The 25,264-nt window shown below is 68.3% G+C and carries 22 protein-coding genes and 1 tRNA gene; 7 read left to right on the top strand and 16 right to left on the bottom strand.

All coding sequences use genetic code 11. The features are described from left to right. Positions 1-567, bottom strand: a 567-nt coding sequence (locus tag QIS99_RS29065) for a hypothetical protein (protein ID WP_282516689.1), incomplete at its 3' end; no start/stop codon positions are given. 278 nt (positions 568-845) lie between these two features. Here QIS99_RS29065 and QIS99_RS29060 point away from each other — a divergent pair. From QIS99_RS29060 to QIS99_RS29050, 3 genes are all read left to right on the top strand, one after another. Continuing rightward, a complete protein-coding gene (locus QIS99_RS29060) occupies positions 846-1,634 on the top strand; it encodes a DUF317 domain-containing protein (RefSeq protein WP_349017335.1) in 789 nt (262 codons plus the stop codon). Between the two features lie 92 nt (positions 1,635-1,726). Beyond that, on the top strand, positions 1,727-2,203 hold the full coding sequence (locus QIS99_RS29055; protein ID WP_282516688.1) for a hypothetical protein: 477 nt from the start codon (positions 1,727-1,729) through the stop codon (positions 2,201-2,203). A gap of 99 nt (positions 2,204-2,302) precedes the next feature. After that, positions 2,303-2,998: a hypothetical protein gene (locus QIS99_RS29050; RefSeq protein ID WP_282516687.1), complete on the top strand. Its 696-nt coding sequence runs from the start codon at positions 2,303-2,305 to the stop codon at positions 2,996-2,998. Between the two features lie 85 nt (positions 2,999-3,083). On the opposite strand, the gene QIS99_RS29045 is transcribed toward QIS99_RS29050, so the two are convergent. The 6 genes from QIS99_RS29045 to QIS99_RS29020 form a co-directional block, all read right to left on the bottom strand. Further along, positions 3,084-3,497, bottom strand: a complete 414-nt coding sequence (locus tag QIS99_RS29045) for a hypothetical protein (protein WP_282516686.1) — start codon at positions 3,495-3,497, stop codon at positions 3,084-3,086. 96 nt (positions 3,498-3,593) lie between these two features. Next, positions 3,594-5,312 carry a relaxase/mobilization nuclease domain-containing protein gene (locus tag QIS99_RS29040; RefSeq protein ID WP_282516685.1) on the bottom strand — a complete coding sequence of 573 codons (1,719 nt, stop codon included), beginning with the start codon at positions 5,310-5,312 and terminating at the stop codon, positions 3,594-3,596. Further along, positions 5,309-5,911, bottom strand: a complete 603-nt coding sequence (locus QIS99_RS29035) for a MobC family plasmid mobilization relaxosome protein (protein ID WP_282516684.1) — start codon at positions 5,909-5,911, stop codon at positions 5,309-5,311. The genes QIS99_RS29040 and QIS99_RS29035 overlap by 4 nt, the downstream gene beginning before the upstream one ends. A 161-nt stretch (positions 5,912-6,072) precedes the next feature. After that, on the bottom strand, positions 6,073-7,278 hold the full coding sequence (locus QIS99_RS29030; protein WP_282516683.1) for a hypothetical protein: 1,206 nt from the start codon (positions 7,276-7,278) through the stop codon (positions 6,073-6,075). 81 nt (positions 7,279-7,359) lie between these two features. Further along, complete coding sequence (locus QIS99_RS29025; RefSeq protein WP_282516690.1) at positions 7,360-8,010, bottom strand: zinc finger domain-containing protein; 651 nt, start codon at positions 8,008-8,010, stop codon at positions 7,360-7,362. Between the two features lie 5 nt (positions 8,011-8,015). Then, the gene (locus tag QIS99_RS29020; protein ID WP_282516682.1) at positions 8,016-8,843 is read right to left on the bottom strand and encodes a helix-turn-helix domain-containing protein; all 828 of its coding nucleotides are present in this window, start codon (positions 8,841-8,843) and stop codon (positions 8,016-8,018) included. Positions 8,844-9,303: 460 nt separating this feature from the next. Between QIS99_RS29020 and QIS99_RS29015 the strand changes: the two genes are divergently transcribed. Together QIS99_RS29015 and QIS99_RS29010 are read left to right on the top strand one after the other, a co-directional pair. Beyond that, positions 9,304-9,696 (top strand): helix-turn-helix domain-containing protein, encoded by a 393-nt coding sequence (locus QIS99_RS29015; RefSeq protein ID WP_282516681.1) that lies wholly within the window; start codon positions 9,304-9,306, stop codon positions 9,694-9,696. A gap of 62 nt (positions 9,697-9,758) precedes the next feature. Further along, the gene (locus QIS99_RS29010) at positions 9,759-11,264 is read left to right on the top strand and encodes a LacI family DNA-binding transcriptional regulator (protein WP_282516680.1); all 1,506 of its coding nucleotides are present in this window, start codon (positions 9,759-9,761) and stop codon (positions 11,262-11,264) included. 6 nt (positions 11,265-11,270) lie between these two features. Here QIS99_RS29010 and QIS99_RS29005 read toward each other — a convergent pair. The 6 genes from QIS99_RS29005 to QIS99_RS28980 all read right to left on the bottom strand — a co-directional run bounded on the left by QIS99_RS29005 (position 11,271) and on the right by QIS99_RS28980 (position 18,576). Next, positions 11,271-12,085 (bottom strand): IS5 family transposase gene (locus tag QIS99_RS29005; protein ID WP_408909659.1). Its coding sequence is split into 2 segments (ribosomal slippage): positions 11,271-11,743 and positions 11,743-12,085, totalling 816 coding nucleotides; the frame shifts between segments, so codons are not numbered across the junction. A 235-nt stretch (positions 12,086-12,320) separates the two neighbouring features. Continuing rightward, on the bottom strand, positions 12,321-14,900 hold the full coding sequence (locus QIS99_RS29000; protein WP_282516677.1) for a GmrSD restriction endonuclease domain-containing protein: 2,580 nt from the start codon (positions 14,898-14,900) through the stop codon (positions 12,321-12,323). 216 nt (positions 14,901-15,116) lie between these two features. After that, positions 15,117-15,458, bottom strand: coding sequence for a hypothetical protein (locus tag QIS99_RS28995; protein WP_282516676.1), 342 nt, complete (start codon positions 15,456-15,458; stop codon positions 15,117-15,119). Beyond that, positions 15,451-17,100: a choice-of-anchor P family protein gene (locus tag QIS99_RS28990; protein WP_282516675.1), complete on the bottom strand. Its 1,650-nt coding sequence runs from the start codon at positions 17,098-17,100 to the stop codon at positions 15,451-15,453. The genes QIS99_RS28995 and QIS99_RS28990 overlap by 8 nt, the downstream gene beginning before the upstream one ends. A 342-nt stretch (positions 17,101-17,442) precedes the next feature. After that, positions 17,443-17,516, bottom strand: a tRNA-Pro gene (locus QIS99_RS28985). A 118-nt stretch (positions 17,517-17,634) separates the two neighbouring features. Beyond that, positions 17,635-18,576 (bottom strand): metallophosphoesterase, encoded by a 942-nt coding sequence (locus QIS99_RS28980; protein WP_282516674.1) that lies wholly within the window; start codon positions 18,574-18,576, stop codon positions 17,635-17,637. A gap of 229 nt (positions 18,577-18,805) precedes the next feature. Between QIS99_RS28980 and QIS99_RS28975 the strand changes: the two genes are divergently transcribed. Continuing rightward, positions 18,806-19,270: a GatB/YqeY domain-containing protein gene (locus tag QIS99_RS28975; protein WP_282516673.1), complete on the top strand. Its 465-nt coding sequence runs from the start codon at positions 18,806-18,808 to the stop codon at positions 19,268-19,270. 210 nt (positions 19,271-19,480) lie between these two features. Here QIS99_RS28975 and QIS99_RS28970 read toward each other — a convergent pair whose 3' ends face one another. Beyond that, on the bottom strand, positions 19,481-21,730 hold the full coding sequence (locus QIS99_RS28970; RefSeq protein WP_282516672.1) for a transglycosylase domain-containing protein: 2,250 nt from the start codon (positions 21,728-21,730) through the stop codon (positions 19,481-19,483). 540 nt (positions 21,731-22,270) lie between these two features. On the opposite strand from QIS99_RS28970, the gene QIS99_RS28965 reads away from it, so the two are divergent. Next, the gene (locus tag QIS99_RS28965; protein WP_282516671.1) at positions 22,271-22,660 is read left to right on the top strand and encodes a WhiB family transcriptional regulator; all 390 of its coding nucleotides are present in this window, start codon (positions 22,271-22,273) and stop codon (positions 22,658-22,660) included. A 29-nt stretch (positions 22,661-22,689) separates the two neighbouring features. Here the strand turns inward: QIS99_RS28965 and QIS99_RS28960 are convergent, their stop codons facing one another. Continuing rightward, a complete protein-coding gene (locus QIS99_RS28960) occupies positions 22,690-24,087 on the bottom strand; it encodes an ArsA family ATPase (RefSeq protein ID WP_282516670.1) in 1,398 nt (465 codons plus the stop codon). A 200-nt stretch (positions 24,088-24,287) separates the two neighbouring features. Beyond that, entirely contained in the window at positions 24,288-25,256 is a 969-nt protein-coding gene (locus QIS99_RS28955) for an ArsA-related P-loop ATPase (RefSeq protein WP_282516669.1), read from the bottom strand. Positions 25,257-25,264 lie beyond the last annotated feature (8 nt).

Raw genomic sequence — 25,264 nt, 5'->3', positions numbered from 1 at the left:
GCGGCCACGGAGTCTGAGACACCGACGCCACCTACGAACGGACGGCTCCGGCTCTGGTTCGGGGACATCCGGCCCGATGTCCACCACCAGGCCGGACAGATCCTTGACCGGAGCGCTTCGCACCTTCGAACCGCTGGTGAGCCACGCCTTGACGTACACGTACCGGGGGTTCTGCCCCTCGTGTCGCAGTGCACTGGGCCGGATGTTCGCGTAATGCTTCAAGCCACTGAGGGGCCCGATCACCTTGGGATCTGGGAACCATTGGCCGCTCTCTCGCCTCTTCTTCCGGTCCCACCATCGCCACCACAGACCGTGGATAGGGATGACGTCGATACGCTCGACCCCGATGGCGACTACGCCACGGTTCTTCAGCCGAATACGGATACGGTACTTACGCTCTTGCCGTGGCTCAGGTGCTACTGGGCTCATCCGGTGGTCTTCAACGATGACGCGAACGTTGGGCTTCACCCGCATATAAGTCAGGGCTGCAATGCCCATGTTGCATAGTGCGCCTACACCACCGCCAAGGGATACCAAGAGAGCGACATCCACACGGTCAAGGTCCATGGACCAAGTCTGATGGCACACACGTTATCTGACGGCACGTTGGCCGCGACCAGGCCGCAGACGTGTCGCCGTGGTGGCGTCTTGACAGCCATGTCAGGGACGGCCGTTGCGCGGCCTAGAAGCCCGTTCCACCCTCACGACGGCTTTGCCATTGAACTTAGTCGCCGCAGGTCAGTCGGCGCGGCATCGACTGACTTTGCTGTCGAAGGACATCAAGGGCAAGTTCGCCTTCGGCAGACGAGAAAGAGCCTGGAAGGACTGGAAGCGTCGCCGCAGGCATGTCAACGTACAACGCCTTACAGGAAACCCCTTGGACCTCGGAGGCGCCCCTGTCCTCGAACAACCCTAGTGAATCCTTCCATTCTTACCCGGAAGACTCGGTGTACCGGGTTACCCCGCGCCATCTGGCCGGCGATGACGGCGCTCTTGCCGAACGGGTCGGCGACGCGCTGGCCGGTATTGGCTGGCGGGTGTGGCCGACCGCGCGCGGCACCCTGCTGTACGTCAGCCCGGATGGGCTGTGCGGCGCCGAGTGGCTGCTTGCTTCTTATCCGTTCGAGCTGGGCGGACTGCCTGTGGCCTGGCAGGTGAGTGCCCGGCCGGATACCGGCTCCGTGATGGTGGAGTGGAACGCCTACTTCACGGTGGGGGTGCCGCATGAGCCGTTGGCGGACTTCCTTCTCGCGCTTGACGCACGCAGCGCGCCGAGTGTGGGCTTCGACGGGCCCGAGGTGGTGCTCGATGAGCTGGGTACGCGCGGTTGGTTTCGTGACGCGGACCGCCCCCATACGACGGCCTTCGACCCCGGCTTCTCGGCCAGCGTTTCCCTGGAGCCGCTGCCCCCGCTTGTCCAGGACGGCGATCCGCGCCCCGGCCAGGTGGGCTGGCAGGCGTGGGCGGATCTGGGGTTCGGTGATCCGTATCTGTGGTGTGCGAGCTTCAGCAGCAGCGTCCCGCACGACCTGGCCGCCGTGTTTGCTTCCTCGGTCGCTTCGCCGGCTCCGGTGATGCGCCGCACGTTGCCTGCCCGTACCGAGGACCGGCTCAGCATCGTCCGCTGCGACTGATAACTCGCCCTCCCAGACAGCCTGTTGGGCGCTGCCACGTACTTGTCAGATGAAGGAGACCGTCGGCTTCGCCGACGAGAGACGGAGAGCGCATGTTCCGAATGTCCCGACGTCGTCGTTCCCGCGCGGACCGGGAGTTCCGTGAAGTCCAGCGTGCCGGCCAGGCATTGCTGGCGTTGCACGCCGAGTGGCCACTGCCCGAATCCGCCGTTCCGGACGCGGCGCCGGCCACCGCTGCGCCGGTCGTGGCTGCCGTGCCGGATTCCACGGTGGCGGCCGATTTCTTGCCTCCGGAGTTTCGGGCGCCGTGCCGCCAGGACGTCGAGGGCTTCATGATGCGCTGGGACCTACCGCTCGTCATCGATGGAGAGGTCCATGCGTGCCACTGCGGTGCGTACCGGAACTGGATCGTCTTCAACATGCGCGATGACTCGGTGTGGCTGCGCTGCCCAGCCGGCCACGAGGTGAAGGAGTCCCGGCTGGATGCGGCCTGGTACAACCGCAACTCCGGTCCGGTCGACCGCTTCCACCCCACCCTCGAAGACGGCCTGCGCCACCTCGGCCACTGACAGGCCGAAGCCCCTTCCCGTCATCCCTGCGTTCGTCGGCACTTGGAGGGCCGACCTGGTCAGACCGTCCGTCTCGCATCACCACAAGGGGTTTCCCGTATGCGCCGTTCCACCATGACTGCCCTCGCCTCGAGCGTTGGCGTCGCCGCTTTCGCCTTGACTGGCTGCTCCCACAGCGCTGAGCCCGCCGGTGCGTCGCCTGCATCCTCCGCGCCCGCGCAGCGGGGTGGTCGGGCCTCCTCGCCACCCGCGCCGCTGTCCTCGTCCGATCTGCACCAGCGGCTGCTGACCGAGAGCGAGCTGGACGAGGGCTACACCCGCAAGCCCGAGGCCCTGCGCCGCAACGACGTCACTGTCATCGGTTGCCCGGCGCTGGAGAAGCTCGGCAGCGGCGCGGCCACCGGCTCCGGCCTCGCCTTCCCCCGGAAGGCGAAGGTGTCCTTCACGTACACCGGCAGCAGCAGCTCCGAGCTGGGCGAGGAGCTCTACAGCGACAGCCCGGCAAAACTGTCCCAGGGCATCGGGAAGGTCTTCGATGCGATGCTCTCCTGCCGCTCGTTCCAGGTGGCGTCGGGCAGCAGTGTCATCGACGTGGGCACCGAGAGGGCGTCCGTGCCGGACCTCGCTGACGAGCGGTGGAGCCAGTTGATGACCTTCTCCGCCCGCGGGCAGCGCAGGATCGTCAAGCAAACGGCAGTCCGCACCGGCAACCTCTTGGTGATCCTCTCCGGCAGTCCTGGCCTTGTTGACGCTCACCTCGCCGAAGCCGTCGGTAAGGCTCAACGCACGCGATGATCCAGCCGCACGAAGAGGGCCGGTAGCCAGGACTTTCCTGGCTACCGGCCCTCTTCCTCATGTCAGTAGGTGGTGTCGTTCTTCGTCAGAAGGCGTAGGGGGTGAACGGGCGGACGGGGTCGTCTATGGCGCCAGCCAGGTCTGCGACCTTGTCCCGCTCGTCCTGCGTCAAGTCACGGATGACGTTGGTGAGGTTCTTCTGGACGAGCTGCTCCAGGAACGGACTGAGGTAGTCGTGCAGGGCTTCCAAAGCCTCGATCTGTTCGCGCCGGTACTTCCAGTAGCGAATGAGCTGCTCGCCAGCTTCCGTGCGCTCGTCCTGGGTGGCGTGAGCGAGCGCGTCTCGCTCCTCCTGGGTGAGGGGTCGGTCCTTGCGGCGAGACCAGGAGTTGGTTTCGGACAGGTATGTGACAGTGCTGCCCAGCAGGGCGACGGCGTCGGGGCGGGGTTCGCTGCGGGGAATGCGGGTCCTCCTTCCAGGGGGCGGTTGGGAACACAAAGGATCCGGAGAATCCCCGGTTTCGGTAACCGAGGATGTGCGCTTACGATCCGCTGCCGCACACGGCGGCCAGCGCCTGTGCGCGGTGATGCGCGTTCACCGGGACCGTCCAGTTCGGAGTGACGTCGTCGGCACGTGCGCGGCGGGTGTCCCTGTGGCGGTCTGTGGAGTGGGCTTGGCGTGCGGGCTGCGGGTCTGTGCGGCCCGTGCACGGGAGCTGGGGGCGTGCCGCTCGCCGAGGCGTTGGATGCGCCAGACGAGGACTTCGGATGCGGACTTGGCGTCATCCAAGGAGCGTTGCCGGGCTGCTTGTTGGAGGACCGCAGCGGGCTCGTGGCCGGAGGCTTCCGCGGCGGCGAGGGTGGCAGTGAGCGCGGGCCATGCGTTCTCTCCGAGGATCTGCTCCGCGTGCGAGGGCAGAACCTCGACCAGGGTGCGGGCGTAGCGGTGGACAGCTCCGTCGGAGGGGCGATGCCTGCCGAGTTGGGCGAGGCTGGTGGGGGCGATCTGGTCGTAGGCGGCTTGGAGGTGGGTGAGGGTTTGGCGGGCTGCGGCGACCTGCCGGTCGTGGTGGCGCAGGGCGCTGCGGCGCTGGGCGGCGAGGACCACGAGGATCGCGGCGTCCAGCAGCATGGCCAGACCGGTGCCGTCCGCGGGCTGGTACCGCATGGCCTTCAGTGCGCCGCGTAGTGCGCGGGCGTGCTGGTGGTCGGCGCGGGCGCGGGTGTGGGCGGCATGTTCGAAGGCGAGCGCGGCCCTGTGCAGCTCGGCCTTGAGGTGTACAGGGGCGTAGGCGGGCAGAGCGTAGAGAACCTCACCGAAGACAGTCAGGTGAGCCTGGCTGGTGGGGTCGTCGGCGTGATCGAGGTGGTGCGGGATGCGTTCCGCAGCCGCGGTGGCCTGATGCCATGGGCTCGGGCGGCGGTGCCCGGCCGCCGGTGCGGTGGCAGGGGTGGCGGGTGTTTCGGCCGCGGCCAGGCGCTTCTGGATCTGGGGGAGGGACAGGTCGGTGGCGAGGCTGGAGCCGGAGTACCAGATGGGTGTGCCGTCGTCGGGCAGGGCGACTTTGTAGCCGCCGAGGTCGCCAGAGGGCAGGGTGCGGGTTTCGACCTGCAGGCCGGCGTCGGCGAGCAGGTTGAAGAACTCGTCCAGGTCCTGGGCGTGGGAGAGCGCGGCGCGCACGGTGTGCCGCAGCCGTTCACGTGCCGTCTTGTCGTGGCCCAGGCGTTTGGCCTTCTCCTGCTCGGCGCGGGTGGGGCGCTTCGCCGCTGCGGTGCCGTCGGCGGCTTCGGGGCTGCGCGGAACCTCCGTAAGTCCGAAGTCCTTCTCAATATTGGCCAGTTCGGTCATGGCGCGGTGGTAGTCGTTCCAGTTCCGCGCGGGGCGCAGATCGCCGCGTACTTTGGTGGCGACGATGTGGATGTGGCCGTCCGCGTGCCGCACGGCGACCCACCGGCAGCCGTCCGGATCGTCCTTCGGTGCGATGCCGGTCGCGTGGACCATGCGCCGGGCGATCGTCGCCCACTCGGCGTCGGTGAGGATGCGATCCTCGGGCGCTGCGCGGACCGAGCAGTGCCACACGTGCCCCGAGGGTGCCTTGTCACCGGCCTGCTCCACCCGTAGATCGAGTGCCTTGATGAGCTGGCCGAGCCGCTGATTGTGGCCGGGGCTGGTGTACGGGCCGGGGTCGAGGATGAAGTCGTCCCAGGAGGCGACGATGTGCTGGTCGGTGTGCTCGTTGGCACGGCCTTTGCCGAAGAGGTACTTCACCACGCCGTAGGTGTCGTTGCCCGGCTTGACGATGTTCGCGATCACTCAGCCCGCTCCGCCTTCTGCTCGGCCGCCCGGAATGCAGCGTCGTCGACCGCCCGGACCGTGTCGTGGGCGGTGGCGAGCAGCCGCTCGGCGCGCTGGAGGATGGACGCGTCCACACGGTGTGGATCACCGTCGGTGTTGAGGCGGCGGGCGATCTGGTTAACGTTGTTGCCGATCCGGGCGATCTGCACCCGCATCGCGGCGAGCTCGTCGATCGCATCGTCGTACACCGTGCGCTCGGCCGCGACGGTGATCTCACCGCGGACGCGGGCCATCGTGGCGTCCGAGATGTAGCGGGCCATCGTCACCTGCTCGGCATCCGCAGCAGCTTGGACGTCGTGCTTCTCGTACGGAGCGAAGCGCACGGTGACGTGCTCGGAGCGCTGCGCGTCGAGGTTCGCACGGCGATGCGGCGTGCGCTGCTTGGCCCCACCGGTGGGGATCGGCGGCTGCTTGCCTGCACCCACCCGCTCCTGCTCCGGCACGCCCTCGTGCCGGAGCCCCTCCTCCGCCACCCCCGGGGCGGAGGTGTCCGCGTTGGACCGGCCTATGGACGGTCCAACGCCATTGCTTGCTCCGCTGCTGAGGCCAGTGGCCATCACAGGTTGGTCTATGGGGAGTTCGAGCTGCGGGTCGTGCACTGAGTTCTCCGTTTGGTGCGGGCGTGCGGGGGTCTCTTGTAGAGGTGCCGGGGTGGGCGGGGAGAGCGGAGGGGCGTACCGGATGTAATTCCGGTACGCCCGCTGCCCGTCGGCTCTTGCTAGGTGCCGCGGGGAGCTTCCGGTGTGCCGCCATTCCGCTCGGCGTGCAGGGCTTCGAGTGCGGCTGCGATCCGTTGGTTGGCGGCCTTGCGGTTGAGGCGGTTGAGCTCGGCGCGCATGGCTGTGTGGGAGACGGATCCGGTACGGGATTCCAGATCGCGGGCGATGGCGATCAGGTCGTCGTCGGAGGTGTTGGACGGGCGGCCCGCGCGGCGGGGTGGGGCTTCCGGCTCGTCGGGTTCCGGAACGGGGCGGGGTGGTTCCGGTTCCTCGGATGGATTGCGTGGTTCTCGCTTCGCTTCTGGCACGGCCGTCTTCTGGCGAGGCTTGGGGGCAGGGGCTTCCGGTACGGACTCTCCGGAAGGGGGCGAGTGGTCGTGCGTGCGTGGCCCCGTTCCGGAAGGCTTACCGGCAGGCGACTTACCGGAATTCGACCGCCGTACGGGCTGATAGTCGGCTGTCTCCCAGCTGAAGGTCACGTTGGCGTCGAAGAGTGCTGCGATGTTCCGGCGGGCGGAGTACCGGGCGAGGAAGCGTTCGTGCTGCTGCGCATCTATGGCGACCTCGGCTCGGTCCAGCGCGTCGGAGAGGCGACGCAAGGCGCGTCGACCAAGTCGGGTTGCGCGGTACGATTTTGGTTTCGAGCCGATGCGGGAGGCCAGGACCGCGGCCTTGATGGTGGCGCGGTCGCGGGTGATCTCCTGGGCGTTACGGCTGCGGTCGGCGATGCCGAGGCGGGACAGGAAGCGCTCGCGCAGTTCCCGGCCGACCCGTGAGGCGACGCTGCTAGAGGCGGCATTGGCGGTTCGATGGCGCAGCTCGATGCCCATGGCGAGGTGCCAGAGGACGGCGGCCATGACGGGGCCGAGGAAGGCCCGCACGGTTCCGCCGACCAGCCCGGACTCGGCGTATGCGGGGATGATCAGCACAGCGGTGATCACCCAGACCAGGACGCCGGGCAGACCGGGGGACCGTTTGTCGCTGTGGAGGTTCTGGCGGGCGAGGAGGGCTGTGGCGAGCAGGGCGAGCTCGCCGGCCGCGAACATGGCGATGCGCTCGGCGGTGCCGTACATGCCGAGGTGGTCGGCGGCGAAGCGCCAGCTGGTGTCGGCGCTGTAGGCGGTGCAGAGGGCGGCGGCGAGCGCGGAGAGTCGGAGCGCGGGAGTGCCCCGTTTGGGGGCAGAGGGAATTTCAGGTTGGGGCATGCAAGGTCTCCGGAGGGCCCGTCGGGCATGGGGCTTCGCGCCGTTGCCCGAGGGCGGAGCGGTGAGGGGGGATAGTCAGGGCTACGCGGCGCGCTGGGCGTCGGCGAGTTCCACGCGCGTGGGGTGCGGCACGGCACGCGGAGCCGTGCCTCGGGTGCGGCAGGGTTCGCCTCTGCGGGCGTGGCACCACTGGCAGGGGACGCTGAGCGCATCAGGCTGTCCCGCAGAGACGTCGGCTTCGCGGGCTGCCCGCGCGGGCCGGTAGGGCGCGAGCTGGCTGCGGACGGCGGGCGGGATGCAGGACCCGATCGCGGCGAGCCGAGCTGCGACTTCCGGGTGTGGCCCGCCGCTGGTGATCTCCCGGTGCGTGGAAGGGGCGGCCGTGCCGGTAGCCACCGCCTGCCGGGTGGCGAGGAGTTCGGCGCACCAGACGGCCACGTCGTCCGGATCGGCGGCGGGCGCCGGATCGGTGTGCCGACCGAGGCGATCACGTCGGTAGGCGCGCCACTTGCGGGCGACGTCGACCGGCAGGATCGGGTACGGGGAGTCGAGGACGTGGTCCCGTACGGCCTCGCGGACGTCCCAGCCGTCGGGCGTGGTGAGCGGTACGTCGTTCAGGAGCTCGTGCCACTGGGCGAGTTGGTCTCGGACCTCGACGGGATCGGTGCGGACGGCACGTGGGTCGAGGCGGCCGATGTAGGCGAGGACGGCGGCGATTTCGCGGCGTTCCAGGGCGGTTACTCCCTTCCGTGGGGTTCTTCGAGGGCGGCGAGGAGGGCGGCCTGGTGTGCCTCGGCGCGGCTCATGGAAGTGCCCGACACCAGGTCACCCGTCCCCGGCAGGACGCGGAGATCGGGGCGTTCGGGAGCCGGTGTGTGCTCGCGGCCGATCCAGCTGCGCCAGTCGGCAGCCCAGGCATCGGCGGTACGCGGGGCCGATGTCGCCCGGTAGGAGCGCCACTTGGCGTCGGCCTCGCGCAATCCGTCCTCGCCCAGCCTGGCGAGGTGCCCGCTCTCCTGCAGCCAGCGTTCGCCGGCCGCGTCGACCTGCCAGTCGGCAGCAGCGAGAAGGTGGTCGGCTGCTGTGCTGCTGCTCTTACCGTTCACCTTCGGTTCACTACTGTTCTGGGGATCGGAATCCGCACCCCCGAGGTGTCGGAATCCGCTATCCCCAGGGGTCGAAATCCGCTCCCCGGGGCCGTATTCCGCACCCCTTCTGACGGGCTCGACCGGGTCGGATTCCGACCCTGAGGGGTACGGGATCCGGCCTCCGCCCACTGCCCGCTCGGCGAGGAACCGGGCGGCGTCCGGGAGTTGGTAGTACGTCTCTCCGCGAGGCCCTTTTCGGCCGACAAGGCGCCTCAACTCCCCACCCTCGACCAGCTTGTCGAGGGCGTCGCGCACGGCGGTACGGGATGCGTTCGCGCGCTTCATGAGGGCGGGCACGGAGGCGTACGCGATGCACTGGCGGTCGACGCACCGGTCGGCGATCAGTGCGAGGACCATGCGGGCGGTGCCCTTGCTGCGGCTGTGGTCCCACACCCAGGTACGGGCGTCATGACTCATGGCGTGGCGGCTCCTCGGGGAATTGGCGTTTCGGTGCCTGGCCAACAGAGCCACACACGCCCGCGCAAGTCCAGCATTCGCCCGGAGAATGCAAACAGCTGACCGCGAACGTTTCCTGCGGCGGGGCAAAAACTGTAGACCCGGATTCGCGGTTGACCAAAAAGCCCCCGGAAACGAGCAGGTCGAATCGGGCATCGCGCGATGCATCGGCAGCGAAGGTTCCGCACCCGTCCACCAGTCCTCTCGTACGTCTGCGACCAGGCATGTCTGTCGAGTGATGGTCGCAGCACTGCCGGTTCTTTGGGCAACCGCCAATCCGTGCTATGTTCCTCCGCTTTTCTCGCGGCGGGTACGAGACCTGACAAGAAAGCGGCGCAACATAGCAGCAGATCGCCGGTTACCAAAACCGGCCTTCCAGAGCTACAACAGGGGCTACCTCGAAAGCGCTTTGAAATCGCAGATGGGAGTCCCCTTGCGCCCGGAGTCCATACCGCCCACCCGTCGGAACACCGACTCGGCATTTCCTCGCCTCTACAACCCCGACGAAGTCGCCACCGTCCTCGGCTGCTCCGCCTGGTGGGTCAAGGACCGAGCACGCCGCCGCCTGATCCCGCACACTCGGGTCGGTCGCGCCTACCGCTTCACCAGCGCCCACCTCACCGAGATCATCCGCCTCAACGAGGAGCGCCCCGCGCCGATGGCGGCCGCGAAGCCCAGCACGCAACCCTTCGTGGCACCCAGGACTTCGCCTCAGAACCCCACCCCATCCGAGCCGGCCGCGACGACCGGACCCCGCCTGCGCGCCCGGCCTCCACGCCGCACCCGCCGAGCCGACTTCGACACGGCGGCTTAGCGCAGCAGCGACAAGCGAGACGGCCCGGCAGGGCATGCAGGACGAAGGGGAGGACACGGGGCTTGGGGTACGCGGAGAAGCGCGTCAACTACTGGCGCGGCCGGTACAAGATCGAGAACGGCAAATACGGCACGGTCACCGACCCGACCGGTGCGGTGGTCAAGTTCGCCACCAAGCGCGAGGCGAAGCAGGCCGCAGACGCCGAGGAGGTCAGTGTCCGACGCGGCACCTGGCGTGACCCGGGCCTTGGCCAGGAGACCTTCGGCGAGTACGCGAGCCGCTGGTACGAGGCCCAGGACCTGGCCGCCTCGACCATGCAGAACTACAAGCGCCACATCGAGGAGCACCTGCTCCCCGACTTCGAAGACAGGGCGCTCGCGGGCATCCTGCGAGCGGACGTCGACCGCTGGGAGAAGAAGGAGCGGGCCCTGTACGCGGCCTCCAGCGTGAAGACCTGGCGATCCACGCTCCACCTCATCTTCGAGGACGCCATCGACGAGGGCCTCATCACCTCCAACCCGGCCGTCAGGCGGCGCGGTCGCGGCAAGCGAGCCGGCCGTTCCCGTGACCGCGGCCCCGAGAAGGTCATCACCGATCCGCTCGGCATCCTGCTCATCGCCGAGCGGACAGCCCTCCTCTCCGGTCGCGACGACGAGTTCGTCGCGACCGTCCTCAAGGGCTACACCGGCATGCGCTGGGGCGAAATCGTCGGCCTGGAAACGGAGTTCGTGCGCCCCGAAGCCGTACGAGTCGAGTGGCAGCTGTACGAGCTGGACACCGGGAAGATGGTGCGCTGCCCGCCCAAGGACGACAGCTACCGCACCATCGACTCGTGCGACTGGCTGTCGTCCCTCGTCCTGGACCACATCGCCCGCACGAAGCCGACCCCATGCGCCTGTCACGGCCGGACGTACGTGTTCCGAGGCCAGGGCGCTGCCCGCAGCGGCGGCCACCAGGGCGCCAAGCTGGCCGATGTCGCCCGCCGCGCCGGCGTTTCAACCGGCACGGTCTCCAACGTCCTCAACCACCCCGACCGCGTACGTGACGACACCCGCACACGCGTCGAACTCGCCATCACCGAGCTGGGGTTCAAACGCAACGGCGTGGTCGCGGAGCCAGCCGCCCACTGGCGCCGCAACGGCTTCGCCACCTGGCTGTTCCAGCCCGCCGTATCCGGCTGGTACCCGAAGAAGGCCCCGCAAGAGCCCCGCCCAGTGCCCGTCCTGGGCGAACCCCAACCCGGCATCCCGATCCGAGGCCGCAACTCCCAAGGTCGAGCCGACTCCTGCTGGCTGCCGATCGCCAAGGGCCTGACCCCGCACGGCCTGCGCCACACCCACCGCACCGTGATGGAGGACCTCGGCACCGAGAAGGTCCTCATGGACGAACGCATGGGCCACATCGACGGCTCGGTCTCCGCCCGCTACGCCCACGTCACACCGGGCATGCGGCAACGCCTGATGCGCGGGCTCACCGAACAGTGGGAGGCATCCCTCCACGCCCGCCGCACCATGTGTCCCACGTCTCCGGTAGCGGTACTCGACCGGCTACTCCGAGCCCGTGGCTAAGAACTCCTATCGGAATGACTTCAGGCGTCGCCAGCAGATGAGTGCGCATCCCAGGGTGAGGAAGGCTTCGTGGATGTCGTCTCGTATTTCCCAGCGGATCCGCAGGCGGCGGAACCAGTGCAGATGGGCGAACGCGCGTTCCACGACCCAGCGTTGGGTGCCCAGACCGGAGCCGTGTTCGGTGCCGCGGCGGGCGATCAGTGGGTTCACGCCGAGGTCCCGGACCAGGCGGCGGTACTTGTCGTGGTCGTAGCCGCGGTCCGCGAGGACCACGTCCGGGCGGCGCCGGGGCCGGCCGCGCTTGCCCCGCACTGGCGGCACGGCCTGGAGCAGTGGGATCAGCTGGGTGACGTCATTGCGGTTGCCGCCGGTCAGGGTGGCGGCGAGCGGGATACCGGTGGCGTCGGTGATCAGGTGGTGCTTGCTGCCCGTCCTGCCCCGGTCGACGGGGCTTCGTCCGGTCTTGGGGCCCCCTTTAACGCGCGGATGTGGGAGCCGTCGACGGCCGCCCGGGAGAAGTCCAGGGCGTTCGCGCTGCGGAGCTTGGCGAGGAGGACCTCGTGCAGTCGGGGCCAGACTCCGGCCTCGGTCCACTCGGCCAGGCGGCGCCAGCAGGTCATGCCCGAGCCGAAGCCGAGTTCCTGCGGCAGGTGTTCCCAGGAGATCCCGGTGTGCAGCACGAACAGGATGCCCTGGAACACCAGCCGGTCCGGATGCCGCTTGCGCCCGGGGTGCCGGCTCCGGCGCTCCACCTTGGGCAGCAGCGGCTCGATCACCGCCCACAGCTCGTCGTCGACTTCCCACGGCTTCGGCCGCGCCACCTCGCACCCCCGGATCGTCGGTTCGGGAGTGATCCAACCATCTCGAAGATCATTTCGTTAGGAGTTCTAAGGCACAGGAACACAGCGGCCCCCCTGACTGCACTCGAGCCGGGGACTCCGCCTTACCCGCCTGACGTCACAGGGAGAACCGCATCGCCTGATCGTTCACCATGGCTCCGGCCACAACCCAAACAGGTCCAACAGCTCGGCATGCCCACGCAGTTGGGTGCGAAGCTCAGCCCCTTCGCGCCCAGCAGTCCCGGAACCAAGCCAGGGTCTTGAACAGGCTTTCCCTGTTGAGGTCGTCGTCCAGGACGGAGAGGCGGAGGCTGGGTCGCAGCTCCAGCTTACCCTCCGGGATCGAGACGCCCTCCATCCCGTTCATCCGTTCCAGCAATTCGGCGCGCAAAGCCCGGTCTGTAAACGGCTCACGGTTCGCCATGTGGGCGAACACGATCTCCGCTGTGCCGCCACGCCCGCTCCCGGGGTAGAGCGTCAGCGGCCAGATGCCCTGACCTGGGGTACCAGCCTGGCCCAGCATGAGGAACGCGCTCGTGGTGACCTCGCCGGCGCCGTATCCGATCCATCCCCCGAGGCTCTCCCAGTGAGCGAGCAGCTCGCGGACGGAGGAAACCGTCGCTGGAGCGTCGTCCGCCGTGAGTTGGCGCAGGAAACGTGCCGCCCGGGTCTCGTCTGCATGCCCTGCAGGATTCGAGGCTGAAGTGATCTCCGTTCCCTGATCGTCGGCACTCTCGAGGAGCAGGGCCAGATCATCAACGGTGAGGCGCTGCGCCGGATCCGCCGCGCCTGTGGTCGTGAAGTGGATGCCGTCAGCACCCAACCGGGCGCGCACGTCCCCGCCGTCCTGCCCTTTCCACCGGAAGCCGTCTGCGATCTTGCCGTCGGCGTTCAGCACTCGGTAGGCGTTGACCACGCCATCGCTGTTGGCGAGGTGGGAGCCCACCGCTTGGGCCCCTGAGCCGATGAACGCGGCCAGATCGCCGTAGGACGTCCAGGTGCCGTACGGCAACGCGGCGAGTACCTGATGGGCCAGGCGCCAGTCCCGGCTGCGCTCGGCGCGTCCGACACCGCGCAGCGGTGCCGGCCACATACGGATCGCCCGGTCGGCGAGGTCGTCGGCCCGAGCCAGGATCTCCTTGGCACCCCAGCGGTCCGTGGCGGCGATACGCCGGTTCATCTCCAGGTGGCTGCCTTCGAGCAGCCCCTGCTTGCGCTCGAAGGGATGGTTCGACAGCTCCGAGTTCACACCGGTCAGCGTCAGGTTCCCGAGGGTGTGCTGCAGCCGGGCGTGCAGATCTTCTGCCGCTTCTCCCTGTGTGGCGTCCTCCTCCAGCATGCGCATCCACTCGTCGCCGGGCGACTGCGGCATCACATGCTCGATCGTCAGCTGTGCCGCTGCGAAGTCGACCGGTTCGGGGTGGTCGTAGCTCTCCTCCATCCGCTGGAGCACCAGCCTTCGCTGGTTCGGCCGCCCGTACTGATAGAAGGGCGCGGTACGAATCTTCTCGCACAGTTCCTGGTCGTCCGGCCAGAAGCGGTTCTCGGCAGAGAGGAGTTGGTGCAGTCCGGCGGCCACGCCCACATCCTGCGGAAGCTGCGCGGGAACGGACTGGAAAATCCTGTTGAGGTTGTTGGTCGGCACGCGGCAGATCGTGCGTCGCACCAGAAAGCTCTCGATGTACGAAATGGCCTCGGCAGCCTCGGCGGAGTCGACTTCTCCCCGCTCGCGGCGGTCGAGTATCAGCATCAGCGCTGGATAGGTCACGACGGCCTGCCAGTCGTGCAACCGCTTCAGGTACCCGCGGATCAGAGGATCCTTCTCCTCTTCGGGGCGGATCACCTTCCGGAAGAGGGCGCTGCGGCGGTGCAATTCCTTGATGTACGCCTCGATGGTCGCCTCTGTCTGAGTCCCGTCTGCAGCTCGGCGCTCGAAGAGTTGCTGCTGAGCGGTGTACAGGTCCTGGCGACGGACCCGGTCGTCTCCGTCGAGGACCAGCTGCAGCCACATCAGTTGTTCGAGCTCGTCGTTGCTCAGGCTGTTCTGCAGCGGCAGCCAGTGGGTCTCGTACACCTGCTCGCCGCGGGTCGGCAGGCGCATGAACAAGTAGTTGCGCAGCAGGTCGGCCTGGCTTAGCTTCAGGCCGGTGTTGTTGAGCGATTCGAATATGCGGTGCACGTTGTCGCCTCGCTCCGCGGTCACAGTGACCAGCGTGAGCCTGGACGTGATCGCCTGCTCGATCCGCAGCACGTCCTTGGGAGCTGCAGTGCCGTCCGTCTCCACGAGTTCCAGCAGCTCTCGCTGGAAGAAGCTGTAGGCCGCGGCGATCCTGTCTCCCGCCGTATGCTCCAGCCGCGCTCTGTTCACGTGCGCGGCGTACTGCGGGCGGTCCGCCTGGGTGGGCAGCAGGCGGAAGCGATCGACGTCCTTCTTGCGCTTGTTGATGAGGTATTCCTCGTCGATGCGCTCCGCCTCGTCAGGCTCTGCTTCGGCGAGGTGATCACGGATAGCAGTGAGCGCGAGGGAGAGGGTGGTCAGCCGCTGCTGACCGTCGACGACGAGCCATCGCGGGAACGTCGCCTCATTCTGAGGCGAGGGGGCCAGCACCACAGAGCCGAGGAAGTGCGTGCTCACCGTCGCATCCGCGTCCACCAGCTCGGCCTGTTCCAGGATGTCTTTCCACAGCTGCGCCAGCTGCTTCTCTGTCCAGGAGTATGTCCGCTGGTAGAGCGGGACTTGGAACTGCTGGGCTCGTCCCTGCACCAGGTCGGCGAAGTGTGATTCCTCGGCTCGCATGTCGGTGTCTGTCCCCCATCGTCTCGGCCCGATCAAATCCTGGGAAACGACGATATGGCTCAGCACTGACAAGCACGCTGAGTTCGCAGATCACGCACCTGTGCGGGTAGGGGCACACACGCGCGTCCACAGGCGACGCCGGCGATCCGTCGCCGGTCTCTGCCCGCTACGCCTGAGCGCACCTCTGTACCAGGGGCTCCTTCACATCCACCTGCCTCACAGCTCGATCGGCGTCTCTCCGCCTGTCCCGTCCGCTGGGTGGGCCCGGGTGAGCAGCCGCTCCTCCAGCATCGTCGCGTAGATCCCTGCCTGAGTGGCGGGTGGGTGGCTGGGCGGCCAGATTCTGCGCCGGTACGAGAAGCGGCCGCCTCGGAAAGTGACCACGGTGATGGCGTGGATCGTCAGCAAGCCGTCCTCGCCCACGGCACGGACAGCGGCCAGGTTCTCCAACTGCCCTCCCCGGCGGGCGAACAGGTCGTCGAGAGCAGGCTCGGCCCGCCGCAGGAATTCCTCGACGTACTCCTGCGGCGGGCCGTGGGGCTCGCGGGCGTCAGTCACCGCAGTTGTGCATGGCGCTGTTCGTGGCGGCCAGGACCACCTCACCTGCTCCGCCCGCGAGTTCGATACGGAGTCCGTTGACGGCCAGGCCGCTGCTGTCGGCCCCTTCGACGGGCTTCTGCTCGTTCACGATGAGGCGCGCACCTCCATCCAGTGCCAGTTCGCTGTTGGGCTCTGTGGACACCGTGACTGGTTGCCCGGCGATCTTCAAGGTGAGGCTGGTGCTGCCGGCGGCCTTGTCGCACTGAGCGGTTGACGTTGCCGTCAGCCCGGACACCTCGATGACCGGCAGTCCCGGCAGCCCCACCTTCGCGTTGGCCACGGTGGAGGTCGCGGTCGCCTTGCCCGGTGCGAGCGTGGTCGTGACCTCGGGACAGAGCTTCTCCACGTTGATGAGGAGCGAGCTGTAGGTGGCGGCGCAGGGCGTCGAAGTGGTCGTGGCGTCTGCCGTACGGATGCGACCGGTGTCCGGCTGCGGCTCGACGTCGAGCAGCGGCAGACTGCCCAGCTCGGCTTGGGCCGACAACCCGTACGCCCGGCCCGTCGCATACCGCAGCTTCAGCTCGGCCGAGGTGTCGGAGCCGAGGTACAAGGAGTCGCCGGCGAAGGCGGCCCTGACGGGCACGGTGGCTGAGTCGTTCAGAGGCTGGTCGGCCTTCGAGATCGTGCACGTCGCCTCACCGGTCTGCGACGTCGTACCGGAGCAGGTCTGCTCACTCTCACCCGTACCCAGAGAGAACTCCACGTTCCGGCCGCTCACGGGATCGCCCCGGAAATCCGTGAGGTCGGCGGCGAGCCGAGCCGACGTGCCGTTGGCGATGTGCTTCACGCCGGTGTACGTGAGCTTGGTGGGCGTCTTGATGCCGAGCTCGGCGGATGCGGTCGACGGCTTGTAGTCGGAGTCGCCCGCGAACGTCGCGGTGACCGGGATCTTGCCGGAACTGGTCGTCGGCTGCGAGACCGTCTCGATGGTGCACGTAGCCGTTCCCTGCTCCGAGCTGGTGCCGGTGCACGTCTGCTCTGCGTCGCCCGTCCCGAGGGCGATCCTGACGTCACGCCCCTTGACCGGCGTACCGAACTCGTTGGTGAGCTTCGCCGAGAGCGTCGCCGAGGACCCGTTCTCCACGCTGTCAGGGCCGGTGTAGGTGAGGGCGGTGTCCACCTTTGCCGGCGGCTCGGGCGATGGACAGTCCTCCGCCTGCAGACACGGCAGGAAGTAGTACGCGGTGATGATGCCGAACGGCCGACCGTCACCGGACCGTGCGTCGTTGTGCGTCGCGTAAACCACGATCAGGCTGAGCTCGGTGTTCGTGCAGACCACCCGGTCGTCGGGAGCGGGCACGCAGTAGCTGGCCGCGCCGACCGTCTCCTGGATCTCCTCGTGATCGGGTACGACCCCGTGCTCTTGGATGTGGCGCAGCCCGAAGCCGTCCCGATCGGGATGGTCGCTCTGGCCGTACCGCAGCGGAATGTCGTTGCCCAATGTGCCGGTGAAGGAGTCGTAGACCCGCCAGTCGATCGGATTGGGATTCGGATCGCCGGGGTTGGCATGCGCGGCACCCGGCCCCGCGAGTGCTCCGAGCAGGCTCGCTAAGAGAAGCAGGGCCAGGGCAGCCAGGCGCGTGCGGTGCCGTGGGCGCAATCGTGTCGCTGTTGGTGTCACGGTTCCCCCTCCGTGGACTCCCCGCGCCTCATCGGCCGCAGGAGGCACCACGCTTCCCGGCGCCGTCTGAGCTGACAACCGGCATATCAGCCGTCTCGCGCTACGTCCCTGTCCTGCAGGGGACTTCGGCTCGCGCAGCACCGACTTTACGAACGCGCACAACGGCGAAGCGAGTGGGAGAGGCGATCCGCGCCCCATGGCTGGATCACTTCGACGACCCCGACCAAGATCGTCTCCCAGATTTCTCCCAAACGATCACCAGAGACGCAGGAAGGGCCTGATCCGGATTCCGGATCAGGCCCTTGACCTGGTACTTCTCTGTCGGGGTGGCGGGATTTGAACCCACGACCTCTTCGTCCCGAACGAAGCGCGCTGCCAAGCTGCGCTACACCCCGATGTCGCTGCTGTGGTGAACCGTCGCGGCGACATCGATTACTTTAGCGGACCGTCGCCCGTAGACGAAATCCGGTTTCGGCGGCCCCGGGGGCGGGGTCGCCGCCCGGCCTCCCGCCGTCAGGCCTCCCGACCCCCACCCCGCCCCGTAAGCGTCAGCAGCGTCGCCTCCGGGGGGCAGGCGAAGCGGACCGGGGTGTAGCGGTTTGTGCCGCAGCCTGCGGAGACGTGGAGGTACGAGTCGTGGTCGCCGGCGGTGTGCCGGGAGAGGCCCTTGGCGCGGTCCGTGTCCAGGTCGCAGTTGGTGACGAGGGCGCCGTAGAACGGGATGCGCAGCTGGCCGCCGTGGGTGTGCCCGGCGAGGACCAGCGGGTAGCCGTCGGCCGTGAACGCGTCGAGGGAGCGGATGTACGGGGCGTGCACCACGCCGATGGAGAAGTCGGCGCCCGACTCCGGGCCGCCGGCCACGCGGGCGTACCGGTCGCGCTTGATGTGCGGGTCGTCCACGCCGGTGAGGCCGATCTCGTACCCGTCGATCTTGAGCGTGCCGCGGGCGTTGGTGAGGCCGACCCAGCCCGCCGCGTCGAACGCGTCGCGCAGGTCCTCCCACGGGTTGTGGACGACGCCGACCGCGGGCGCGTTGCCGTTCAGGCCGTGTCGGCCCTGCAGCTTCTCGATCAAGTACCGGGCGGGGTTGCGGAGTTTGGGGCCGTAGTAGTCGTTGGAGCCGAAGACGTACGCGCCGGGGAACTCCATCAGCGGGCCGAGTGCGTCCAGGGCCTCGGGGACGCCCTCCGGGTCGGAGAGGTTGTCGCCGGTGTTGATGACGAAGTCGGGGCGCAGGCCCGCGAGGGACTGGAGCCAGCGCTGCTTCTTGCGCTGCCCGCTCACCATGTGGATGTCGGAGACCTGGAGCACCCGCAGCGGCCGCATCCCGTCGGGGAGCACCGGAACCGTGACCCGTCGGAGCCGGAAGGAGCGGGCCTCGAACCCGGCCGCGTACACCACACCGGCGGCTGTGGCCGCGGTGATTCCCACAGGTACTCCGTATCGCGCGCGCATACGCCCATCGTTGCAGAAGCGCTGCGGAAGTCGTACCGCTCTCGTACTACTGCGTATCGCTGCCGTGCCACTGCCGTACCGCTGCCGTACCGCTGTCGTGTCGCTGCCGTGCCACTGCCGTGTTGCTGGCGTACTGCTGCCGCACCGGCAGCCGTATCGGTGCCGCACCGCTGCCTGCCGCCGGGAAATCCGCGGGCGTCACCGGTCCCGTACCTGCGACACTTGGGCCATGACCACGCTCAAGTCCAAGCTGCAGGAAGACCTCACCGCGGCGATCAGGGAGCGCGACGAGCTGCGCTCCTCCACGCTCCGCCTGACCCTGACCGCCATCACGAAGGAGGAGGTCTCGGGCACGTCCGCCCGCGAGCTCTCCGACGACGAGGTGCAGAAGGTGATCGCCCGCGAGGCGAAGAAGCGCCGCGAGGCGGCGGAGGCCTTCGCCCAGGGCGGCCGTGCCGAGCAGGCCGAGCGGGAGAAGGCCGAGGGCGAGGTGCTCGCGGTCTACCTGCCCAAGCAGCTGAGCGACGACGAGCTGAAGGAGATCGTCGCGCAGGCCGTCGAGGAGGCGAAGGCCGCCGGGGCCGAGGGGCCGCGCGCGATGGGCCAGGTCATGAAGATCGTGAACCCGAAGGTCGCGGGCCAGGCGGAGGGCGGCCGAGTCGCCGCGGTGGTCAAGCAGCTCCTCACGGGCTGATTCGCCTCGGCGGTACGTGAAACCGGTGGTACGTGAAGCCCGGCGGTACGTGAGCCTGGTGGTACGTGAAGCCTGGTGGTACGTGAAGCCTGGTGGTAGTTGAAGCCCGGCGGTACGTGAAGCCCGGCGGTACGTGAAGGAGGGCGCCCCCTGGCCCAGGGGGCGCCCTCCTTCACGCTGCGCGCTCACGTACGGACGCCGAACGGGTCCTCACCGCGGTTGCGGCCACCGCCCTCCGCCGTTGCCGCCGCCGTTGCCTCCGCCGTTTCCGTTGCCGCCCAGGACGTCCGGCGGGATCGTGAAGTCCGGCCACGGGTTGCCGCCGCCGCCCGGCTTCTCCGGCTTGCCGGGCTTCTGGTCCTCGTCGTCGGCCTCGTCCTTTTCGTGGTCCTTCGGCTTGTCCTTGGGGATGTCGACGAGGTTGAAGTCCGGCGCGGGCTTGCCGGCCAGGGCGCCCGACATCGCCGCCTTCCAGATGGGCCCGGGGACCTCGCCGCCGTAGACCTTGGGGTAGTAGTTGCCGCCGATGGTGATGTCGGTCATCTGCCGCTTGTGCTCCGGGTCGCCGACCCAGACCGCGCCGGCCATGTTCGGCGTGTAGCCCACGAACCAGGCGGCGTAGCGGAAGTCGGTGGTTCCGGTCTTGCCCGCGCTGGGGCGGCTGCCGAGGCCGGCCTGCTTGCCGGTGCCGTCCTCGACCACGCCCTTGAGCAGGGTGTTCACGGTGTCGGCGGTCTTCGTCGACATGGCCCGGTTGCACTTGGTCTTCGGCACCGGCATGGACTTGCCGTCGGCGTCGATGACCGACTCGATCGCGATGGGCGTGCAGTAGATGCCCCGGCTCGCGAACGTCGCGTACGCGGCCGCCATCGTCAGCGGCGACATCTCCTGTGTGCCGAGCGCGATCGACGGGGCCTGCGCCATCTGCTCCCCGTCCGCGCGGTTGACGCCCATCTTCTCGGCCATCGAGGTCACCGGGCAGATCCCGATGTCGCTGATCAGCTCCACGTAGTAGGTGTTGACCGACTTGGCGGTCGCCTCCTTCATCCCGTAGGGGCCGACCTCTTTCTCGTTCTCGTTGGTGAGCTTCTCGTTCCGCGTGTTCGTCCACTGCCCGGAGCAGGTGTCCACCGGGCTGGGATACGGCATCTCGTACGGCGAAGCGTATTTCTGCGTCGGCGACTTGCCCTGCTCAAGGGCGGCCGCGGCGACGATCGGCTTGAACGTGGAGCCCGGCTGGTAGCCCGCTCCGCCGCCCATCCGCTTGTCCACGGAGAGGTTGTAGGACAGCTCGCCCTTGCTGATGTCGGAGCCGTACGGGCGGGACTGGCCCATGCCGAGGATCTTGCCGGTGCCCGGCTCGACGATGGTGACCGCCGTGGCCACCTGGTCGCTCTGGCGGACGTTGTCCTTTATGGCCGTCTGCACGGATTCCTGGGCCTGCGGGTCGAGCGTCGTACGGATCTTCAGGCCGCCCTTGTCCCAGATCTTCACCCGGTCCTCGCGGGTCTCGCCGAAGGCCGGGTCGTTCAGGAACGCGTTGCGGACGTAGTCGCAGAAGAACCCGGCGCCGCGCGTGGCCGTGATGCAGCCCTCGCGCGGGCGGCTGACCTCAAGGCCGAGCGGCTTCTTCTTGGCGGCGTCGGCCTCCTCCTGCGTGATGTCGCGGGTGGCGACCATGCGGTTCAGTACGATGTTGCGCCGCTTCCTGGCCTCCTCCGAGTCGTTGACCGGGTCGTACCGGCTCGGGGACTGGACGATGCCGGCGAGCAGCGCGGCCTCGTCCAGCTCCAAGTCCTTGGCCGACTTGGAGAAGTAGCGCTGAGAGGCCGCCTCGACGCCGTACGCCTGCTGGCCGAAGAACGTGATGTTGAGGTAGTTCTCCAGGATCTGCTTCTTGCCCAGCTCCTGCTCGACCTGGATCGCGTACTTGAGCTCACGGATCTTGCGGCCGAGGGTCTGCTGGGTGGCCTCGGCGACCTTCGTCGGGTCGTTGCCCGCCTCCTCGACGAAGACGTTCTTCACGTACTGCTGCGTGAGCGTGGACGCGCCCTGCGAGACGGTGCCCGACTGGGCGTTCTCGTTGAGCGCGCGCAGGATGCCCTTCACGTCGACCGCGCCGTGCTCGTAGAACCGCGAGTCCTCGATCGCGATGATCGCCTTCTGCATGTACGGCGAGATGTCCTTGAGATCCACGAGGGTGCGGTCGCGCGAGAAGACCGTGGCGATCGTGCCGCCCTCGCTGTCCAGGATCGTCGTGCGCTGACTGAGTGGCGGACGCTTCAAGTTGGCCGGGATCTCGTCGAACTCCTCGACCGACCCCTTGGCCGCCAGGCCGAGCGCGCCTGCCGCGGGCAGGGCGATACCGGCGAGCACAGCTCCCGCGAGGGCGCTGACGCCGAGGAACTTCGCGGCCTGCTGAGTCGGGGACAGGCCTCCGCCCGAGCGCTTTTTTCCCATGAGGGCAGCCTAATCCGTACGACCGCGTGCACTTCTGAGGCATGCACGCGTGACGCATGCACATGTGATGCATGCACGCGTGACGCAAGCACATGTGATGCCTGCACACGTGACGCCTACACACGTGACGCCTACACACGTCGCGCCTCACATGTGGCGCATGCACACCTGAGGCGCGAGCGAAAGTCCTAGTCAAAGGCCTACGTTCCGAATCGCCGGACAGGCGTAACGCCTTGGCCTAAGCTGGTCGTCACTGTCACGGCAACGACCCTTCGCGGTGCCCGAATCCGCCCGGTGTGTCACTCGGCGTCCGTTGTGGTGCAACTGAACTGTCCCGATTTTCCGTAGATAGTCGCGCTTGTCTTTGGCTCACTCCGTCGGGTGATCTGCCGCTTACGCATAGTCCGTTCGGGCCATTCAAGATTGGGCCCGAAGGGGGTGTTGCGCTGTGCCCGCCTTCCGTAACGTCCTCAACTGGCGGCGGTGAATATGCCGCTGCCGCCGTGGGGGAGCCTCGATTCGGGAGAGGACGGCGCCGGTATGGGCTGGGTAACCGACTGGAGTGCGCAGGCGGCCTGCCGCACTACCGATCCAGATGAACTGTTCGTTCAAGGAGCAGCGCAGAACCGGGCCAAGGCGGTGTGCACCGGATGCCCGGTGCGCACGGAGTGCCTGGCCGACGCGCTGGACAATCGCGTCGAATTCGGCGTGTGGGGCGGAATGACGGAGCGGGAGCGCCGCGCACTGCTGCGCAGGCGTCCCACGGTGACCTCCTGGCGCCGGCTCCTGGAGACCGCGCGTACGGAATACGAGCGCAGTACGGGCATCCTCCCCGTGGACGTCGACGAACTCGACGAGGTCCACGAGGTCCACGAGGTGCACGAGGTCCACGCGCAGGAGCACTACGAGACTTACGCCGCCGTGGGATAGCCGAGCCTGGGGAAGGTCCGGCCCTGCGCTCAGGCAGCCCCGGCCGGGCGGTCGCCGGACGCCAGGCGGTCGCCGATGTCGCGCAGACCGGCGAGGTCATGGACGTCACCGGGCAGGGCGGCCACTTCGGTCACCGGGACTTCCGGGTGCAGTGCGGTGAAACGATCGCGCGTGCGCTGCTCACGGGCTAGCAGTTGCATACGTTCGGCGTGCAACCGCAGCAGCCCGGCGGCGAGTTGCTGCGCGCCGGAGGTGTCGGCGGAGGTGTCGGCGGAGCTGTCGGCGGAGACGCGCGCGTCGGGCCGACCGGAGCCCGAAGAAGCCGTGGAGCCCGAAGAAGCCGTGGAGCCAGAAGAGGCAGCGGAGACCGTGGAAGCCGTGTCAGCCGTGTCAGCCGCGTCAGCCGTGGAATCGGGAGAGTCGGGAGAGTCGGGCAGCTGTCCCTGCTCCCGTTCTTCCTTCCCGCCGTCCTGATCCACAATGCGAGGCTCGGCAAGATTTTCCGCAGCGGCAAGCGCCCGCTCGGCCGACAGCCGGGCGGCGCCGCTGCCGTGCACCCGGTTGAGGACAAGGCCCGCCAGCGGCATCTCCTCCGCGGCAAGCCGCTCCACGAAGTACGCGGCCTCCCGCAGCGCGTCCCGCTCCGGCGCCGCCACCACGAGAAACGCCGTGCCCGGCGCCTGAAGCAGCTGGTACGTGGCGTCCGCGCGCGTACGGAACCCGCCGAACATCGTGTCCATCGCGGCCACGAACGTCTGCACGTCCTTCAGGAACTGGCCGCCGAGCAGCTTGCCGAGCGTGCCCGTCATCACCGACATGCCGACGTTCAGGAACTTCATCCCGGCCCGCCCGCCGACCTTCGCCGGAGCCATCAGTACGCGGATGAACTTGCCGTCCAGGAACGAGCCCAGGTTCTTCGGCGCGTCGAGGAAGTCCAGGGCCGAACGCGACGGCGGCGTGTCGACGATGATCAGGTCCCACTCGTCCCGGGCCCGCAGCTGGCCCAGCTTCTCCATCGCCATGTACTCCTGCGTGCCCGCGAAGCCCGCCGAAAGCGACTGGTAGAAGGGGTTGTTGAGGATGGCCTCGGCCCGCTCCGGGTCGGCGTGCGCCTCGACGATCTCGTCGAACGTGCGCTTCATGTCCAGCATCATCGCGTGCAGTTCGCCGGCGCCGTCCCCGTCGAGGTCCTTCACCCGCCGCGGGATGTTGTCGAGCGAGTCGATGCCCATGGACTGGGCCAGCCTGCGCGCCGGGTCGATGGTCAGCACCACGACCTTCCGGCCGCGCTCCGCCGCCCGCAGGCCGAGTGCCGCCGCAGTCGTGGTCTTGCCGACGCCGCCCGCGCCGCAGCACACGATGATCCGGGTCGTGGGGTCGTCGATCAGCGGATCGACATTGAGCGCCGGTACCGGATCCAAGGTCATACGTCCCCCAGTGTGCGATCCAAGGTCATACGTCCCCCAGTGTGCGATCCAAGGTCATACGAGCCCCCAGTGTGCGATCCAAGGTCATACGAGCCCCCAGTGTGCGATCCCACGTCGTACGAGCCCCCAGTGTCGATCCCACGTCATACGAGCCCCAGTGTGCGATCCCGTCATGCGATCCCAGGTCATGCGATCCCACGTCAGGCGACCCCCTGCTTGCGCAAGTCCGTGGCCAGGCGGTACAGCCCGGCCAGGTCGATGCCCTCGGTAAGCAGCTCCAACTCGTGCACGGGCAGCCCCAGTTCGGTCAGCAGCCCGCGCTGGCCGTGCTCCAGGGCGACCCGCTCCTCGTACTCCGCGGCCTGCGCGAGCAGCGGATCTACCAGCTGCTCCGCGAGCCCGCCCTTGCGCGCCCCGCCGAGCCCGGCGCTCGACAGCGCCTTCGCGAGATCCGTACGCCGCACATCCGTCGGCACCGGAACGTCCACCACCGACGGGCGCACCATGTTCACCAGGACCCGGCCCACCGGAAGGCCCGCGTCCCGCAGTTCGCCGATGCCGTCGACGGTCTCCTGCACCGGCATCTCCTCCAGGAGGGTGACCAAGTGCACAGCGGTCTCGGGTGACTTGAGGACCCGCATCACCGCCTGTGCCTGGTTGTGTATCGGGCCGATCTTGGCCAGGCCCGCCACCTCGTCGTTGACGTTCAGGAAGCGCGTGATGCGGCCGGTCGGCGGCGCGTCCATCACCACGTAGTCGTAGACGTACCGCCCCTTCTTGTCCTTGCGGCGGACGGCCTCGCAGGCCTTGCCCGTCAGCAGGACGTCGCGTACGCCCGGGGCGATCGTCGTCGCGAAGTCGACCGCGCCGAGCTTCTTCAGGGCACGGCCCGCGCTGCCCAGGCGGTAGAACATCTGAAGGTAGTCGAGCAGCGCCAGCTCGGCGTCGATGGCCAGCGCGAACACCTCGCCGCCGCCCGGCGCCACCGCGACCTTCCGCTCCTCGTACGGCAGCGCCTCCGCCTCGAAGAGCTGCGCGATGCCCTGCCTGCCCTCGACCTCGACGAGAAGCGTCCGCTTGCCCTCCGTAGCGAGCGCGAGCGCGAGAGCGGCGGCCACCGTGGTCTTACCGGTACCGCCCTTGCCACTGACGACCTGGAGCCTGCTCACGCGAGCGA

Source organism: Streptomyces solicavernae, from assembly GCF_029968095.1.
In the GTDB taxonomy this organism is placed as follows: domain Bacteria; phylum Actinomycetota; class Actinomycetes; order Streptomycetales; family Streptomycetaceae; genus Streptomyces; species Streptomyces solicavernae.
This window is presented reverse-complemented; position numbering and strand designations above follow the sequence as displayed.

Excerpts from the sequence above, each read along its gene's own strand:
- QIS99_RS29060 (WP_349017335.1), top strand. The coding sequence starts at position 846 with ATGTCAACGTACAACGCCTTACAGGAAACCCCTTGGACCTCGGAGGCG.
- QIS99_RS29055 (WP_282516688.1), top strand. The coding sequence starts at position 1,727 with ATGTTCCGAATGTCCCGACGTCGTCGTTCCCGCGCGGACCGGGAGTTC.
- QIS99_RS29050 (WP_282516687.1), top strand. The coding sequence starts at position 2,303 with ATGCGCCGTTCCACCATGACTGCCCTCGCCTCGAGCGTTGGCGTCGCC.
- QIS99_RS29035 (WP_282516684.1), bottom strand. The coding sequence starts at position 5,911 with ATGGCCACTGGCCTCAGCAGCGGAGCAAGCAATGGCGTTGGACCGTCC.
- QIS99_RS29030 (WP_282516683.1), bottom strand. The coding sequence starts at position 7,278 with ATGCCCCAACCTGAAATTCCCTCTGCCCCCAAACGGGGCACTCCCGCG.
- QIS99_RS29020 (WP_282516682.1), bottom strand. The coding sequence starts at position 8,843 with ATGAGTCATGACGCCCGTACCTGGGTGTGGGACCACAGCCGCAGCAAG.
- QIS99_RS29015 (WP_282516681.1), top strand. The coding sequence starts at position 9,304 with ATGGGAGTCCCCTTGCGCCCGGAGTCCATACCGCCCACCCGTCGGAAC.
- QIS99_RS29000 (WP_282516677.1), bottom strand. The coding sequence starts at position 14,900 with ATGCGAGCCGAGGAATCACACTTCGCCGACCTGGTGCAGGGACGAGCC.
- QIS99_RS28980 (WP_282516674.1), bottom strand. The coding sequence starts at position 18,576 with ATGCGCGCGCGATACGGAGTACCTGTGGGAATCACCGCGGCCACAGCC.
- QIS99_RS28975 (WP_282516673.1), top strand. The coding sequence starts at position 18,806 with ATGACCACGCTCAAGTCCAAGCTGCAGGAAGACCTCACCGCGGCGATC.
- QIS99_RS28970 (WP_282516672.1), bottom strand. The coding sequence starts at position 21,730 with ATGGGAAAAAAGCGCTCGGGCGGAGGCCTGTCCCCGACTCAGCAGGCC.
- QIS99_RS28965 (WP_282516671.1), top strand. The coding sequence starts at position 22,271 with ATGGGCTGGGTAACCGACTGGAGTGCGCAGGCGGCCTGCCGCACTACC.
- QIS99_RS28960 (WP_282516670.1), bottom strand. The coding sequence starts at position 24,087 with ATGACCTTGGATCCGGTACCGGCGCTCAATGTCGATCCGCTGATCGAC.